This window comes from Halorubrum kocurii JCM 14978, assembly GCF_000337355.1.
Lineage (GTDB): Archaea > Halobacteriota > Halobacteria > Halobacteriales > Haloferacaceae > Halorubrum > Halorubrum kocurii.
On record NZ_AOJH01000023.1, the window covers coordinates 43,286 to 59,004 of the forward strand.

Below are 15,719 nucleotides of genomic sequence, written 5' to 3' on the forward strand. Positions count from 1 at the left end.
AGTCGGCGGCTCAGAACTTCTCCAGTAAGTCCCCGTAGAAGTCGGTGTCGCGGTCGCCGGCGAGCTTCTCGACGATGAGCTCCGGTGTCGACCGCGCGAGGTGGCCCTTCCGCGGCGAGCGGTTCACCCGGAGTTCGCCGTCGACGAGCCCGGCGGCCTCGATCCCGTCGACGGCGACCTCGAAGTCGGCCGCGTCGCGGATCTCGCGGGCCAGGTGCGAGACGAAGACGCCGGTGGCGTCCTGCTCGTCGAGCGCCTCGAGGATCCCCGCGATGATCTTCGCAGAGGCGCCAGGTTCCGTGATCGACTCCAGCTCGTCGACCAGGACGAGCCGGCCGTCCGCGCCTTCGACGAGATCGCCGAAGTCCCGGAGCGTCGCCTCGAACGCGCCGGCGTCGAGGGTCCCCTGCGATTTCGCGTAGTAGTGGACCTCCTCGAAGCGCTCGACCGTCGCCGACTCGGCCGGGACGGGCATCCCCATCTGCGCCAGGACGACGACGAGCGCCACGAGGTCGAGCGTGGAGGTCTTCCCGCCGGAGTTGACCCCCGACAGCAGGGTCGCGCCCGACACCGCGTAGTCGATCGGCTCCACGTCTTCGAAGCCGACGTCGAGGAGGGGAGAGCGGCCGCCCTCGATGCGGAAGCCGGAGTCGGACGAGTCGGGGGCAACCACCTCGGGCATGACGCAGTCGAAGTCGCGCGCGAACCGCGCGACGGCCAGCTCCACGTCGAGTTCGAGGGCATCTCGCACGAGTTCCTCCACGGGCTCCCGCAGATCGCCGAGGTCGCTCGCGAGCTCCGCCTTCAGGCGGGCGGCCCGTCGGTCCCGCGCCGCGGAGAGCTCGGTGCGGAGCCGAGAGACCGCGCTCTCGTCGTGTTCCACCGGGAAGGAGGGGTCCCCGCCGAAGACCCGGTCGGCGAGCTCCGCCTCCTCGGGCTCCAACCGGAGCGCGTCGGCGAGGTGCTCGCGGGCGCGGTCGATCGCCTCGTCGTACTCGTCGGCCAGCTCGCGGTCCAGAAGCGAGTCGACCCGGGCGCCCTGCTCGACGAGGGAGAGGAAGTCGGTCCCCTCGATGGTCACGTCGCGCTCGCGGATCGCCTCCCGGAGCCGGTCGTCGGCGACCGACTCCGCGGTCGACACCGCGGCGTCTAAGTCGTCGACGGCGGCCGTCAACCGCTCGAGCTCCTCGTCGCCGACGACCGTCCCGTCGTCGTCGAGCCGCGCGAGGGCGTCGCGGAGGCGGTCGAGGTCGGCGGCCCGGGAGAGCCCCGCCGCCCCGTGGACCGCCGCGGCCGCCTCCAGCCGCTCGCGGTTCGCGGCGAAGAAGGCGAGCAGGCGCTCCGGGACGGTCTCGGCGGGCTCATCGAGGGCGTTCGGCCGGACGTGCACGTCGCCCTCGACGTCGAGCCCGGCGAACGCCTCGTCTAAGACGATCACGGTGGCGTACGACCGCGCGAGCTCAGAGACGTCACGGGCGTCCTCAACGGTCTCGACCGACAGCTCCGGGACGGCCGACTCGGCGCGGGCGAGCGTCTCGGCGTCGGCCGTCGCGAGACAGCGGTCGCGAACCCGGACCGTCGGCGGGTCTGTGAGGGGTTCGACCCCGGCGAGCGCCTCCCGGACCGCGGGGTCGGGGTCGCGCTCGACCGCGCTCTCGACGAACGACTGCGCCTCGCCGATCCGCGAGGCCGAGGCGCTGGGGTAGAACGTCTCCAGCCGCTTTGCGGCGTAGCCGGTGACCGTGCGCTCGCGCAGTAAGTCGATCGCCTCCCGGTACACCTCGCGGGCCCGGTCGGTCGCCAACACGCGGCCGTCGTCGCCGTGTCGCCGCCGGATCGCGCCGCGGGCGATGCGGGCCGCGCGCGCCTCGTTGACGCCGGGAGCGCGGGCGATCGCGGCCACGTCGCCGGACTCGACGGTCGCGACCGGGTCGTCGAGCTCGCGCAGCGCCGCGGCCGTCTTCGCGCCGACGCCGGGGATCGCCTCCAACTCCATTCACTCGCGGGTATCGCGGCAACGCGCAAAAGGATAGGGGTCCGAGGCCGCGCGGGGACGGCCGTCTCGACGCGGACGCGGGCCCGACCGTCCGCGGCCGACGCGCTTTTTCCCGCCGACCGCGAACCCGAGGCCATGAGCCACCACACCCTCGCCGCCGACGGGAGCGACCTCGCCCCCGAGACGGCGGCGAAAGCGGCGGCCGCCCGCGACGCGATCGCCGAGCGGGACGGGGTCCTCGTCGCCTTCTCCGGCGGCGTCGACTCCTCGGTCGTCGCGGCGCTCGCGCGGGACGCGCTCGGCGACGACGCGGTCGCGTGCACGGCGCGGAGCGAGACGCTGCCGGCCGCGGAGCTCGACGACGCGACGCGCGTCGCCGACGAGATCGGGATCGCCCACGAGACGGTCACCTTCTCCGAGCTCGACGACCCGAACTTCGTCGCCAACGACGGCGACCGCTGTTACCACTGCCGGACGATGCGGCTCGGCCGGATGTACGAGACGGCCACGGACCTGGGGATCGACACCGTCTGCGACGGGACGAACGCCGACGACCCCGGCGAGGGGCACCGCCCCGGCCTGCGCGCGGTCGAGGAGCTGGACGTGTTCTCGCCGCTCTTGGACGCCGGGATCACGAAAGACGAGGTCCGGGCGATCGCCGACGCGTACGACCTGTCGGTCGCCGACAAGCCCTCGATGGCGTGTCTCTCCTCGCGGATCCCGACGGGGCTCGAAGTGACGGAAGAGCGCCTGAGTCGCGTCGAGAAGGCAGAGCGGGTGCTCCGCGAGTGGGGGTTCGAGGGGTTCCGCGTCCGCGACCACGACGGCCTCGCCCGCGTCGAGATCGCCCCGGACGAACTGGAGCGGGCCCTCGATCCCGCCTTCGCCGACGCGGTCCACGAGCACCTCACCGACGTGGGGTTCGAGTACGTCACCCTCGACATGGCCGGCTACCGGACCGGAAGCGTGAGTCCGGGCGCCGACGCGGACGAGGAGGAGGCGGGCGAGGAGGAGGCGGGCGAGGAGGAGGCGGAGACGGGCGACGGCGAGGACCGCGACGGCACCGCCGAGAGCGACGGTCGTCCCGTCGATCTCGGCCGCCAGTACCCCCGCTGAGGCGGTCGCGAGGCCGACGCGGACACGGACCGTCGTGAGCCGGTCGTTATCACCCGAGAGAACCTGACGCGAACGTTTATCTTCCTTGTTGGGAAAGCGACACCTATGAGCGAGGCGAAGACGCTCGCGGTCATCGCGGGCGGCGTGGGAGGCTCCGTCGGCGCGTTCGTCGGCGTCGCCGTCGGCGGCGACACGCTCGGCGTGACGCTGACGACGCTCGTCGTCGCGGTGCTCGTCGGCGGAGCGGTCATCGCGAGCGCCGTCATCGCGGGCGACGTGGAGTTCTTCGCGAGCGCCGACGGCGAGTGAGCCCGAACGAGGTCGTGTGCACTTCTAAAAGCTCGACACCGGTCCTCAGAACAGTCCCGGGCCGCCCTCGGCACCCTGTCGGCGTCCGCTGATGACGCTCGGGGTCCCGCCCGTCTGGATGATGTTGAACGCGGTCATCAGGTCCGAGCGGGAGATGAGTCCGACCAGCTCGTTGTCTCGGTCGACGACCGGGAGCCGGCCGACGCCGTTCTCCTGCATCGTCTGGAGCGCGGTCATCGCGTCGGTCTCGGGGCCGACGCCGACCAGGTCGGTCTCCATCACGTCGGCGACCTGGTAGGCGTCCCGCTCGACCTCCCGGACCGACCGGGCGTCTTCCAAGGTCACCATCCCGACGAGGTCGTCGCCGTGGAGCACGGGGTAGCCGGTGTGGCGCTCCTCGAACATCCGGTTCATCAGGTCCGCGACCGAGGTGCCCCCGCTGACGGTGTGGAGCTCCTCGCGGCGGGTCATCACGTCGGCGACGGTGACGTCCTCGAAGGCGGCCTTCAGCGTCGTCTGCTGGGCCTCGCCGGAGGCGGCGATGTAGATGAAGAATGCCAACACGATCAGCAGCAGCTGGAAGGAGAACAGCCCGATCAGCCCCATGAAGAAGGCGAACACCTTCCCGATTGTCGCGGCGCGTTGGGTCGCCTGCGCGTGCGGCTGGTTCCGCGCGAGGAGCGCGCGGAGGACGCGCCCGCCGTCCATCGGGAAGGCGGGGAGCATGTTGAACACGGCGAGCACGATGTTCAACAGCGCGAGGTAGCCGAACACGAACAACACGGCGTTCGAGCCGACCGGCGCGAGCACGAACACGCCGTAACAGACGAGGCCGACGGCGACGCTGACGACCGGTCCCGCGATCGCGATCCAGAACTCGTGTTTCCAGTCCTCGGGGAACTCCGTGAAGCTGGCGAGCCCGCCGAGCAGCCAGAGGGTGATCGACTCGATCTCGTAGCCGTACCGCATGGCGACGATCGAGTGGCCGAACTCGTGGAGGAGGACGCCGCCGAACAGACCGAGCGCGGCCGCCAGCCCGAGCGCCCACGGCGTGACCCCCGCACCGAGCGCGGCGGGGTCGATCCCGGCGCCGAACGCGCCGTTCATCACCTCGGCGATCATCCCGACCTGCGAACCGATGAGGTACGCGAAGAGCGGCAACACGATCAGGAACGTCCAGTTGAGCCTAACCGGGATCCCCAGCACCGTCCCGATCTTGATTCCACGCATACCCGCGAGTTGGGCGGGTGGGTGGTTAAACGTCTGGGCGGTGCCGACGGAGCCGCACGACGTCGACTTCCCCGCCAACGTTTATAAGCGGCCAGCCGTCGATCGGTCGGTATGACCGACACCACTGAGAACGAGGCGGCGGACGCGTCCGGCGCGGTCCTGAAACGCGGCGACGAGATCGAGTACGACGCGGTCGACGCCGCCGACGGCCTCCGGAAGGGCGTCCTCCTCGACGAGTCCGACGGCGCCCCGAACTTCGCGATGCGGCGGTTCGAACTCGCGGCCGGCGCCGCGGTCCCGCGGCACACGAACGCGGTCGAACACGAGCAGTACGTGCTCGCCGGCGAGTACGTGGTGGGAATCGGGGAGGAGGAACACCGCGTCGGCCCCGGCGACGCCCTCCTCATCCCGGCGGGCGTCGAGCACTGGTACCGGAACGAGGGCGAGGAGCCGGGGGCGTTCATCTGTGCGGTGCCGAACGGCGACGACGAGATCGAGCTGGTCGAGTAGTCGGTTCGACCCCGCCGTCACTCGATCGTGCCGACCCGGTCCGCGACGTAGCCGAACTGGTCGCGGTAGCCGTACGGCGACAGCAACACCGGGTAGAAAGGCTCGTCGGCGCGGAGCTGTTCCTCGCCGGCGGCCGCGAACGCCTCGCCGGCGGCGACGCGCTCGAAGTTGCGTGCGAACACCTCGTACGTCTCGGCGTCCGGCTTGGGGATCCGGTCGCGGAGTCGGAACACCGCCACGTCCTCGCGTCCGCCGGCGTCGACCACGCTCTCCGCGCCGGGCGCCGGGACGACGCCGGTCGCCGCTAAGAAGGCCCGCGCGAGCCAGTAGGCGTTGTCCGCGGCGCCGTCGGAGCCCTGCAGGCCGGCCTCCACTTCGAGGGTGTGCGGGTGCTCGATGAGCCGCCCTTCGGTGAACGCGTCGGTCTGTATCACGGCGTCGACCGGGAGGTGCGGGGCGACCGCGCGGGCGACCTCGTCCATCGAGTCGACGACGGCGAACGGCTCGGCGTACGACTGCGTCGAGTGGATCGCGAGCGTGGAGCAGCCGTCGAGCGCGTCGAGCAGCTCGGCGGCGAGCCGCTCTTCGAGCGCGTCCGCGTCCGGATCGCCAGGGAACGAGCGGTTGAGGTCGGCGTCGAGGTAGCGCTCCTCGGCGTCGAGCGCCGGCTCGTTGGCGACGATCAGCCGCACCGGGCGCTCGATGTCAAGGTCGGCGTCACGGAGCCGTCGGACCGCGCGGGCGCCGCAGGGCTCGTCGCCGTGGATCGCGCCGACGACCGCGACCTCCGGCTCCCCCTCGCCCAGTTCGTACACGTCCATACCACCGCGAGGGGTTCAGCCGATAAGTGGCGTTCGGATCCGGAACGCGGCTCGGCGGTCCGCGCCGACGCCGCTCGGCGGTCCGTGCCGACCTCGGCGGTCCGCGCCGACGACGCTCGGCGGCTCAGTGGCTCTCGTCGAGCGCCTCGGCGTACTCGTAGTCGGCGGGGTACGCCTCGGGGCGGGCGCCGTCGATGGCGATCGTCCACCCGTCGATCGCGGTCGGGTCGTCGAGCGCGGCCCGCAGGGTCGCCCGGACGTCGTCGACGTCGACGCCGTAGAAGTCGCCCGGGATCCCCCGGAGGTACTCCAGCGCGGTCTCGAACAGGGACCGCATCCCAGCGTCGTTCTCGAAGTCGACGCGCTTGTACGCCCCCGCCGCGACCTGCACCATCCCGTGGAGGAACGCGCTCTCGGCGGTGCCGCTGCCGTAGTTGTACCACTCGTCCTCGAAGCAGTCGTGCGACTCGTGGTACGCGCCGGCGTTGAACAGCCGGACGCCGTGTTCGGTCGCCCGCCGGAGGGTGGCGTGTTCCCAGTGGCCGCCGGCGAGTCGAGCGTCGGTGCCGTCGGCCGCTCCCTCGTCCGCGGCGTCCTCGGTCGCCGCGTCGCCGGCCGCCGCGTGCCACCCGGTCGGGTTCCCGAGCGGCGGGGCGACGCCCGGATCGCGGGTGTGGTCGTTCATGCCCGAGTAATGAGCGGTGAGGGTGCTAACCCTTTCGCGCCCGCGAGGGACCGTTCCAGTCCCTCGCTCGGTTTCGGGCAGTGGTCGTCGCACGAATGTAGAATCTGCACAATATTCATCCGTCTCGGTCACCGACGTATCAGTATGCTTGACAGCGACGAGCTTCCCTGTGGCACGGTCGACGACGCGTCGAAACGCAAATTCGGGTCGCTGCTCGTGATCGGACAGGGCGTTCTCACGGCGCTCGCGCCCGGGATCAGCGAGCGTCTCACCCGCAAGATGCTCTCGAAGAACTTCGAGAACGCCGATCAACTCGAAGCGAAACCGGCGTACCGGAGACAGGTTCGCGCGCTCGGTATCGGTACCGCCGCCGCCGGGATCGCCGGATACGCCATGGAGGTCGCGAGCGAAGGCGACGCCGCGGACGGCGAGACCGACGACGACGCGGGCGACGACGAAGCGACCGCGTAAGCGAGCCCGGACCGTCGCCGGACCGAACGCTTCTTTCCCCCGCCGGGCGTCGAATCGCCCGATGGACTTCGGGCTCGTCTCCGCGATCGGCGCCGCGGTCGTCTGGGGGACGTACATTTTCGTACTCAAGCGCTCCTTCTCCGGCTACCCGCCCGCCGGGCTCACGGTGCTGATCAACGCCTCGGCGATCGCGTGGTTCCTCCCGGTCACCGTCGCGACGACCGACGTCTCCGCCATCGGGGCCGCGTCCGGGTCCGGGCCTACCGGCGCCATCGAGCGGCTCGTCCGGGCCGCGACTGACGTGGACCCCGCCGCGGTCGCCGTCGTCGCCGGGACCGCGGCGGCGACCGCGGCCGCGTTCGTGCTCTTCCTCCGGGCGATCGAGGAGGGGGACGTCTCGTACGTGACGCCGATCAACAAGGTGGTCCCGATGTTCGTGCTCCCGCTCGAGGTGCTGCTGCTCGGCGAGGTGCTCGCGCCGATACAGGTGGCCGGCGTCGTCGTCGCCACGGCGGCCGTCTACGTCGCGAACTACGAGCCCGGGAGCCTGATCGCGCCCCTGGTGGGCGCCGTTCACTCGCGGCCCGCCCAGCTCGCGCTGGTGAGCGCGGCCTGCTACGCCGTCGCCGACCTCGGGAAGCGGGTGGGGCTTCAGGAGCTCGCGATTCCCGGGACGCTGTGGGTGCCGCTGCTGCTCACGGGCGCCGGCCTGATCCTGCTGCCCGCCGCGATCCGGAACCCGCCCGCGGTGACTCGGGCGGACGCCCCGAAGTTCGTCGCCGGCGGCGCGCTGGTCGCGCTCGGCGAACACTTGACCACGATCGCGTTCGCGGCGCTGCCCGCGAGCGTCGCCTCCCCGGTGATCAACACGCAGGCCATCATCGCCGTCGTGTTGGGCGGCGTGATCCTCGGCGAGCGCTACTTCCGCGTCCGGCTCGTCGCGGCCCTCCTCGCGGTCGTCGGCGTCGGGATGATCGCGCTGTGAAGGCGGGGCGATCCCCCGTCCGAGGTCGAACAAATCATCATCAGATAATTGGGGTATATTTAAAAATTTAATATCGGATAAATAAAACGAGTAGTCGCATGGTGAACCACACCTCACGGCGGAGCGTGCTGAAAGCGATCGGTGCGGCCGCGACGGTGCCCAGTATCGTCGGCACCGCGGCGGGAAAGGGACGAGGCAACGCGCCCACGCCCCGGTACGCCGCATTCAACGTCGAAAACTTCGAGACGGACCAGGTACAGGAGACAGGCGACAAACAGGCGGAGGCCGCCGCCCGCGTGATACAGGAGGTCGACCCGGACGTGCTCGTCGTTAACGAGCTCGCGAACAACATTCAGGAGGCGACGGCCGAAGACCTCGACGGAGACGGAGAAAAAGAAAAAGACGTCCCCACGGACCAGACGAACATCGAGGCGTTCGTCGACAACTACCTCAGCGAGTCGCAGGGAAAGAACTTGGAGGGGATCGAGTACGAGCACACGCTCCAGCCCGAGAGCAACACCGGGCTCCTCCCCGAAGACGACTACGACTTCAACAAGGACGGTGTGGCGGGTAACCGCCCCGGCGACGCCTTCGGGTTCGGCTTTTACCCCGGCCAGTACGCGTTCGCGATCGCGAGCAAGTACCCCTTCGACAAGGACGAGATCCGCTCGTTCCAGGAGTTCCTGTGGGCCGACATGCCCGGCAACCTGATCCCGCTCGCAGAGGACGACGGGGTCGTGACAGAACCGGGAGATGACGAAACCGCGATCTACCTGAACGAAGACGAGGGAGACCTGGGCGCCTTCCGCCTCTCCTCGAAGACGCACATCGACGTGCCGTTCGACGTCGACGGCGAGACCGTCCACGGGCTGTTCTCGCACCCGACGCCGACCGGATTCGACGGCGTCAACAACTTCAACGGCCGCTGGAATCACGACGAGAATCGGTTCTGGGCCGACTACGTCGCCGGCGCGGACTACATCTACGACGACTCCGGTACGGAGGGCGGGCTCGCCGACGACGCCTCCTACGTGCTGCTCGGCGACATGAACGCCGGTCCCGGCGACGAGCCGCTCGACCCGGCGACGGAGTTCTTCATCGAGAACGACGACTTCAACAGCCGTAGCCTCCCCACGAGCCCCGGCGGGGCACAGAAGGGCGACCCGTACGCGACGGCCGACTTCGGAGACTTCGGCATAGCCCAAGTCGACTGGGTGCTCCCCTCGCCGGATCTCTCCTTGCGCTCCTCCTCCGTGGTCTGGCCGAGTTCGAACGCCAACAAGCGCGGGCTCGGTGACGACGTGACCGGGGCCTCGGACCACCGCCTCGTCTGGGCGGACATCGCCGCGAAGTGAGCCGCCGCGCGCGAGGCGTCCCGCCCCGCGACCGATCACCGGCGCGGAAACCGGTGGTTTAAATCTCCGTGCCGGTCTCGTTCCGGGTGTGCGAGGGTAGCCAAGCCCGGAAACGGCGGCGGACTCAAGATCCGCTCCTGTAGAGGTCCGTGGGTTCAAATCCCTCCCCTCGCATGAGCGCGTCCACAACGCGCGAATGCACAACAGGGGGGAGGATTTGAATCAGGGAGCGCCTCTGGCGCGACCGTGGTTCAAATCCCTCCCCTCGCATCGCCGGGGTCCACCCCCGTGATGCGGAAGAGGCTCACTGGAGCGCTCTTCCCTCGCAAAATTCCTCGAACTCGACCAGCGTCGGCTGTTTATAAGTGCGATCGGCGACCTCGACCGCTAGGTCACGCCGCCGGATGCGGTGGCGCGCGCCTCCGAGTGGTCGCCTTCGGCGGCCACGAGGAGCGCGCGAGCCCTCACGGCGGGGGCTTTGGCGGAGTTCACCGCTCACACACACTCAACCGCTTATAACCGAGACGCGAGGGAGTCGGCAGCGTCAATCGCCGCTCCGTCATCACCCACTGATACCCCATCGGCCAAGCGCGAGCCCGGCGAACGCGACGACCACCAGTTCGACGCCGACGCCGACCGCGGACCCGAGCGTGCCGACGGCGACGACCCACCCCTGCTCGGGGCCCGCCCACAGCAGCACCGCGCCGGTCACGACGACGTACCCGACCGCGCCGACGACGCCGGTGGCCAGCGTCGTCGCGCCGACGTCGAGCGCGTCGCCGCCGCCGCGACCGACCCGGTACGCGACGCCGAGGAGGAGCCCGTACACCAGCGCGAACGCGACGAAGCGCCCGCCGAGGGTGTACCGGGTGAGCGCGCCCGGTCCGGGGATACCGATCGGAGATTCCAACACGAGGGTCGCGATGCGACGCGTGAGGGCGACCGTGGCCGCGACGACCGCCGCGACCGCGGGAGGGGCTGGGGACCAGTTCATGAGGCGACCGGGGTGTGCGTCCGGATCCCGTGAGTAGCTTTCGCTCCGGGACCGGCTCGGCGCCGCCCATTCGTCTCGGCGCCGGTTTGCCGGCTCGGCGCCGCCCTGTCGCCATGGCGTCGGTCTGCCGGCTCGACGTGCCCTTTCGTCTCGGCGTCGCCCCGCGCGCCAACCGAGCCCGCCGCCGATCCGCGCGTTCGCCGCTGAAACGTCACGAACGTCCACCTGAAACGGAGGGTCCGAAACGGTTTTGCCGGCCCCTGACGGACGGTCGATATGCCAACGGATCCCGACACTGGGTACGACCCGTCGCTGGGTCGGAAGTTCGTGTTCGTCACCGGCGGCGTCATGTCCGGGCTGGGGAAGGGGATCACCGCCGCCAGCACCGGGCGACTCCTCGCGAACGCGGGCTTCGACGTCACCGCCGTGAAGGTGGACCCCTATCTCAACGTCGACGCCGGGACGATGAACCCCTACGAGCACGGCGAGGTGTACGTCCTCAAAGACGGGGGCGAGGTCGACCTCGACTTAGGCAACTACGAGCGCTTCCTCGGCACCGACATGACGTTCGACCACAACGTCACCACGGGGAAGACCTACCAGCACGTCATCGAGCGCGAGCGCGCCGGCGACTACCTCGGCAAGACCGTCCAGATCATCCCGCACGTCACCGACGACATCAAGCGGCGCATCCGCGAGGCGGCCGAGGGGAGCGACGTCTGCCTGATCGAGATCGGCGGGACGGTCGGCGACATCGAGTCGATGCCCTTCCTCGAGGCGCTCCGTCAGTTCGCCCACGAGGAGGACGACGAGGACATCCTCTTCACTCACGTCACCTTGGTTCCCTACTCGAAGAACGGCGAGCAGAAGACCAAGCCGACCCAGCACTCGGTGAAGGAGCTGCGGTCGATCGGGCTCCAGCCCGACATCCTGGTCGGCCGGTCCGAGGACCGACTGGACCCGGAGACGAAAGAGAAGATCGCCTTGTTCTGCGACGTGCCGACGGAGGCCGTCTTCTCGAACCCCGACGTCGAGGACATCTACCACGTCCCGCTGATGGTCGAAGACGAGGGGTTAGACGAGCACGTGATGGAGCGGCTCGGGCTCGCCGACGAGGCGCTCCCGAAGGCGGAGCGGTCGACCGAGTGGCGCGAGCTCGTCACCCGCGACCGCGACGAGGCGATCGACGTGGCGCTCGTGGGCAAGTACGCCCTCGAAGACGCGTACATGTCGATCCACGAGGCGCTGAAACACGCCGGGATCCAGACCGAGACCGAAGTGAACGTGCTGTGGGTCGACGCGGACGAGACCACGGACCGCCACGAGCAGCGCCTCGCCGAGGCCGACGCAGTCGTCGTCCCCGGCGGGTTCGGCTCCCGCGGCACCGACGGGAAGATCGAGGCGATCCGGTACGCCCGCGAGAACGACGTGCCCTTCCTGGGGCTCTGCTTGGGCTTCCAGATGGCGGTCGTCGAGCACGCGCGCAACGTGCTCGGGCTGGCGGGCGCCCACTCCGCCGAGATCGACCCCGACACCCCGCACCCTGTCATCGATCTGCTCCCCGACCAGTACGAGACGGAGGACATGGGCGGGACGATGCGGCTCGGCGCCCACGAGACGGACATCGAGCCCGACACGCTCGCGGCGCGGGTGTACGACGCCGACTCCTGCACGGAGCGCCACCGCCACCGCTACGAGGTGAACCCCGAGTACATCGACGAGCTGGAGGCCGACGGGCTGACGTTCTCCGGCCGCGCGGACAACCGGATGGAGATCCTCGAACGCGCGGACCACCCGTTCTTCTTCGGGACGCAGGCGCACCCCGAGTTCCGGTCGCGGCCGGACCGCGCGAGTCCGCCGTTCGTCGCGCTCGTCGAGGCGGCGCTGGAATCGACGGACACAACCGAGCGGAACGCGGACGTGAGGCTATAGATGGTCGAGACGGAGGAATTCATCGCGGAGGCGAAAGCGGAGATCCGGGAGGCGATCGGCGACGCGAACGCGGTGATCGCCTTATCCGGCGGCGTCGACTCCTCGGTCGCGGCGACGCTCGCGTACGAGGCGGTCGGCGACCAGCTCACCCCCGTCTACGTCGACACGGGGCTGATGCGGAAGGGCGAAACGGAGGAGATCCGCGACACCTTCTCGTTCATGGAGTCGCTGCGGGTGATCGAGGCGCAAGAGCGCTTCTTCGACCGGCTCGAAGGCGTCACCGACCCCGAGGAGAAGCGCCACGTCATCGGCGAGGGGTTCATCGATGAGTTCGAGACCGTCGCCCGCGACGTGGGCGCCGACTACCTCGTGCAGGGGACGATCTACCCCGACCGCATCGAGTCGGAGGGGAACATCAAGTCGCACCACAACGTCGGCGGGCTCCCCGAGGTCGTCGACTTCGAGGGGATCGTCGAGCCGGTGCGCGACCTCTACAAGGACGAGGTCCGCGAGGTCGCCCGCGAGCTCGGCTTGGAGGAGATCATCTCCGAGCGCATGCCGTTCCCCGGCCCCGGGCTCGCCGTCCGGATCGTCGGCGAGGTGACCCCGGAGAAGGCCGCGGTCGCCCGCGAGGCGACCCACGTTGTCGAGGAGGAGCTGGAGGAGTACGACCCGTGGCAGGCGTTCGCCGCCGTCCTCGGGAAGGCGACGGGGGTGAAGGGCGACAACCGCGTGCACGGCTGGGTCGTCGCGGTGCGCTCGGTCGAGAGCCGCGACGGGATGACCGCCCGGGCGCAGGAGCTCGACTGGAGCACGCTCCAGCGTATTCAGAGCCGGATCACCGGCGAGAACGAGAACGTGGCCCGCGTCGTCTACGACGTGACCCACAAGCCGCCCGCGACGATCGAGTACGAGTGATGGCGGGGACCCCCGCTCGCGCCGACGGCGGCCGCCCCGACGGCGGTCGCGCCGAGGGCTCGCTCGCCGTCGTCGCCGGCCCCGACGAGCACGGACTCGGCGAGGAGCTCGAAGCGCTCGGCGTCGAGATCCGCCGGATCGAGGGGCTCGTCACCGCCGACGCGCTCTCCGAGGCCGGGATCGAGGAGGCCGCCTACTTCGTCCTCACCGACGTGGAGGAGGCGACCGGCATCCCGATCGCGAAGGAGCTGAACCCGGACGTGCTCGCGGTGACGTACGCGGAGCGGTCGCTGCCGCAGTTCGTCGCCGGCGTCGCCGACCTCGCGATCGACCCGGGCCTACTTGATCCCGAGACGGTCGCCGAAGAGCTGGTCGACGACGCTGCCGAGCGGACGGCGTAGCGGTCGCGAAGTCAGCGGCGAACAGCCGGTGTCAATCGCAGCGCCGCGGTGCGGTTCCGAGAGTCGGGCTCGGTTTCGTCTCCGTTTTCAGGCCGTTTCCATCTCGCGCTCCAGATCGCGGAGCCGCTCGATCCGGTTCTCCGTCGACGGGTGCGTCGAGGCGATCTTGCCGACGAACCCCGCCTTGATCGGGATGATGAAGAACGCGTTCATCTCCGCCTCCTCGCGGAGGTCCTCCTTCGGCACGCGGTCCATCCGACCGTCGATCGTCATCAGCGCCGACGCGAGCGCGCCGGGCTTCCCCGTGATCAGCGCCGCGCCGCGGTCGGCGGAGTACTCGCGGTACCGCGAGAGCGCCCGGATGAGCAGGAACGAGACGACCCAGACGACGATGGAGACGAGGATCGCGACGATGACGGGCGCGCCCTGCCGGTTGTCGCCGCTGAACAGCCATCCCCACCGGACGATGAAGAAGGCGATCGTCGAGAGGAACGAGGCGATGGTCATCACCATCACGTCGCGGTTCTTGACGTGGGCGAGCTCGTGGGCGAGCACGCCGTCGAGCTCGTCGTCGTCGAGCGCCCGGAGCAGGCCGGTGGTCACGGCGACGGTCGCGTTCTTCTTGTTCCGGCCGGTCGCGAACGCGTTCGGCACCTGCGTGTCGGCGACGGCGACCGTCGGCTTCGGGAGGTCGGCCTGCTGACTCAGCCGCTCGACCCGACGGTGGAGATCGGGATACTCCTCGGCGCTCACCTCGCGGGCACCCATGCTCCGCAGGGCGAGCTTGTCGCTGAAGAAGTACTGGGCGAGCGAGAACATCCCGAACATCGCGAGCGTGAAGATGATCCCGACGTTGAACACCTCGATAAGGACGCCGATAAACACGACGTAGAGGGCGAAGAGCAGGAACATCGTGAACCCCATTCGTCCACGGAGTCCCCAGTCGGTCTTCCATTCCATACCCGAATCTTACCGTTCGCCGGATTAAAGCCTGCCGGGGTTCCGGGAGCGTCGCCGCGGGACCCGTCACGGCGCGCGGTCGCCCGACGACGGTGCGCTTTTGCCTCGCCGCGCCGACCCGCACGCATGGAAACGGTTCTCGTCACCGGCGGCCGCGGCGCCTCCGGGCGCTGGGTCGTCGACCGGCTCGCCGGCGACTACGAGGTCGTCGTCGTCGACTACGAACGCCCCGGTCCGGACGCCGACCCGGCCCCGCGCGTCTCGTTCCGCGCGGCCGACCTCGCCGACCGCGGCGAGGCGCTCGACGTCGTCCACGCGGTCGACCCCGACGCGGTCGTCCACTGGGCCGCGATCCCCGTCGCCGGTACCCACCCCGACGGGCGGGTGTTCGAGACGAACGTTCACGCCGCGAAGAACGTCCTCGACGCCGCCGGCCGCGCCGACGCCCGGATCGTCCAGGCGTCCAGTGACGGCGCCTACGGGTTCTTCTTCGCCGATCCGACGCCGTTCCCCGACGAGCTACCGATCACGGAGGAGCACCCCCTCGAACCCGAGGACCCCTACGGCCTCTCGAAGGTGACCGCGGAGGCGGCCGCGGGCGCGGTCGCGCGGCGCGAGGGCGTTCCCGCCGTGTCGATCCGGCCGTCGTGGATCCAGTATCCCGGCGCGTACGCCTGCCGGAGCGACGACTACGTCGGTGACCTCGACGCGGGCGCCGGAAACTTCTGGTCGTACGTCGACGCCCGCGACGTCGCCGACCTCGTCGCCGCCGCGCTCGCGGGAACAACGGGGTCTGACCCGGCCGTCTCAGCCGGAACGCACGAGGCCGTCAACTGCGTCGCCGCCGACAACGCGCTCGGTCGACCCTTGCTCGACCTGTTGCGGGAGGCGCACGACGGCATCCCCGACGACTGCGAAGTCGACGGGAACGCGCTCGCCGAGGGCGACGACCGGAGCGCCTACGCGATCGAAAAGGCCGAGCGGCTGTTCGGGTGGGAGCCGAGCCGGTCGTGGCGAGAGGCAGCGAGCGAGGACC

At 70.1% G+C, this 15,719-nt stretch carries 16 protein-coding genes and 1 tRNA gene; 11 read left to right on the plus strand and 6 right to left on the minus strand.

The features are described from left to right. Positions 1 to 10: 10 nt before the first annotated feature. Positions 11 to 1,996, minus strand: a complete 1,986-nt coding sequence (locus C468_RS02635) for a MutS-related protein (RefSeq protein WP_008847327.1) — start codon at positions 1,994 to 1,996, stop codon at positions 11 to 13. A gap of 135 nt (positions 1,997 to 2,131) precedes the next feature. Here C468_RS02635 and larE point away from each other — a divergent pair, with 135 nt between their 5' ends. Both larE and C468_RS02645 read left to right on the plus strand, forming a co-directional pair. Further along, entirely contained in the window at positions 2,132 to 3,112 is a 981-nt protein-coding gene (larE, locus tag C468_RS02640) for an ATP-dependent sacrificial sulfur transferase LarE (RefSeq protein ID WP_008847328.1), read from the plus strand. Between the two features lie 105 nt (positions 3,113 to 3,217). Next, entirely contained in the window at positions 3,218 to 3,421 is a 204-nt protein-coding gene (locus C468_RS02645) for a hypothetical protein (RefSeq protein ID WP_008847329.1), read from the plus strand. Between the two features lie 45 nt (positions 3,422 to 3,466). Here C468_RS02645 and C468_RS02650 read toward each other — a convergent pair whose 3' ends face one another. Continuing rightward, a complete protein-coding gene (locus C468_RS02650) occupies positions 3,467 to 4,651 on the minus strand; it encodes a CBS domain-containing protein (protein WP_008847330.1) in 1,185 nt (394 codons plus the stop codon). A 111-nt stretch (positions 4,652 to 4,762) separates the two neighbouring features. On the opposite strand from C468_RS02650, the gene C468_RS02655 reads away from it, so the two are divergent. Continuing rightward, positions 4,763 to 5,161 (plus strand): cupin domain-containing protein, encoded by a 399-nt coding sequence (locus tag C468_RS02655; RefSeq protein ID WP_008847331.1) that lies wholly within the window; start codon positions 4,763 to 4,765, stop codon positions 5,159 to 5,161. A gap of 17 nt (positions 5,162 to 5,178) precedes the next feature. On the opposite strand, the gene C468_RS02660 is transcribed toward C468_RS02655, so the two are convergent. Together C468_RS02660 and C468_RS02665 are read right to left on the minus strand one after the other, a co-directional pair. Then, positions 5,179 to 5,982 (minus strand): succinylglutamate desuccinylase/aspartoacylase domain-containing protein, encoded by an 804-nt coding sequence (locus C468_RS02660; protein ID WP_008847332.1) that lies wholly within the window; start codon positions 5,980 to 5,982, stop codon positions 5,179 to 5,181. Positions 5,983 to 6,106: 124 nt separating this feature from the next. After that, positions 6,107 to 6,667, minus strand: coding sequence for a DUF309 domain-containing protein (locus C468_RS02665; protein ID WP_008847333.1), 561 nt, complete (start codon positions 6,665 to 6,667; stop codon positions 6,107 to 6,109). Positions 6,668 to 6,811: 144 nt separating this feature from the next. Here C468_RS02665 and C468_RS02670 point away from each other — a divergent pair, with 144 nt between their 5' ends. From C468_RS02670 to C468_RS02685, 4 genes are all read left to right on the plus strand, one after another. After that, on the plus strand, positions 6,812 to 7,138 hold the full coding sequence (locus tag C468_RS02670) for a hypothetical protein (protein ID WP_008847334.1): 327 nt from the start codon (positions 6,812 to 6,814) through the stop codon (positions 7,136 to 7,138). 61 nt (positions 7,139 to 7,199) lie between these two features. Beyond that, positions 7,200 to 8,123: a DMT family transporter gene (locus C468_RS02675; protein WP_008847335.1), complete on the plus strand. Its 924-nt coding sequence runs from the start codon at positions 7,200 to 7,202 to the stop codon at positions 8,121 to 8,123. Positions 8,124 to 8,221: 98 nt separating this feature from the next. Continuing rightward, positions 8,222 to 9,478, plus strand: coding sequence for an endonuclease/exonuclease/phosphatase family protein (locus C468_RS02680; RefSeq protein ID WP_008847336.1), 1,257 nt, complete (start codon positions 8,222 to 8,224; stop codon positions 9,476 to 9,478). A 90-nt stretch (positions 9,479 to 9,568) separates the two neighbouring features. Next, a tRNA-Leu gene (locus C468_RS02685) sits at positions 9,569 to 9,652 on the plus strand. Positions 9,653 to 10,040: 388 nt separating this feature from the next. On the opposite strand, the gene C468_RS02690 is transcribed toward C468_RS02685, so the two are convergent. After that, on the minus strand, positions 10,041 to 10,472 hold the full coding sequence (locus tag C468_RS02690; RefSeq protein ID WP_008847337.1) for a hypothetical protein: 432 nt from the start codon (positions 10,470 to 10,472) through the stop codon (positions 10,041 to 10,043). A gap of 276 nt (positions 10,473 to 10,748) precedes the next feature. Here C468_RS02690 and C468_RS02695 point away from each other — a divergent pair, with 276 nt between their 5' ends. Genes C468_RS02695 through C468_RS02705 form a run of 3 tightly spaced genes read left to right on the plus strand, consistent with a single transcriptional unit; the run spans position 10,749 to position 13,723 of the window. Continuing rightward, positions 10,749 to 12,404, plus strand: a complete 1,656-nt coding sequence (locus C468_RS02695) for a CTP synthase (RefSeq protein ID WP_008847338.1) — start codon at positions 10,749 to 10,751, stop codon at positions 12,402 to 12,404. Next, positions 12,405 to 13,322: a glutamine-hydrolyzing GMP synthase gene (gene guaA, locus C468_RS02700; RefSeq protein WP_008847339.1), complete on the plus strand. Its 918-nt coding sequence runs from the start codon at positions 12,405 to 12,407 to the stop codon at positions 13,320 to 13,322. It begins immediately after the preceding gene. Beyond that, a complete protein-coding gene (locus tag C468_RS02705; RefSeq protein ID WP_008847340.1) occupies positions 13,322 to 13,723 on the plus strand; it encodes a DUF7126 family protein in 402 nt (133 codons plus the stop codon). The genes guaA and C468_RS02705 overlap by 1 nt, the downstream gene beginning before the upstream one ends. A gap of 87 nt (positions 13,724 to 13,810) precedes the next feature. Here C468_RS02705 and htpX read toward each other — a convergent pair whose 3' ends face one another. Continuing rightward, the gene (htpX, locus tag C468_RS02710) at positions 13,811 to 14,683 is read right to left on the minus strand and encodes a zinc metalloprotease HtpX (RefSeq protein WP_008847341.1); all 873 of its coding nucleotides are present in this window, start codon (positions 14,681 to 14,683) and stop codon (positions 13,811 to 13,813) included. A 126-nt stretch (positions 14,684 to 14,809) separates the two neighbouring features. On the opposite strand from htpX, the gene C468_RS02715 reads away from it, so the two are divergent. Beyond that, the coding region (locus C468_RS02715) for an NAD-dependent epimerase/dehydratase family protein (protein ID WP_008847342.1) at positions 14,810 to 15,719 on the plus strand (910 nt) is incomplete at its 3' end.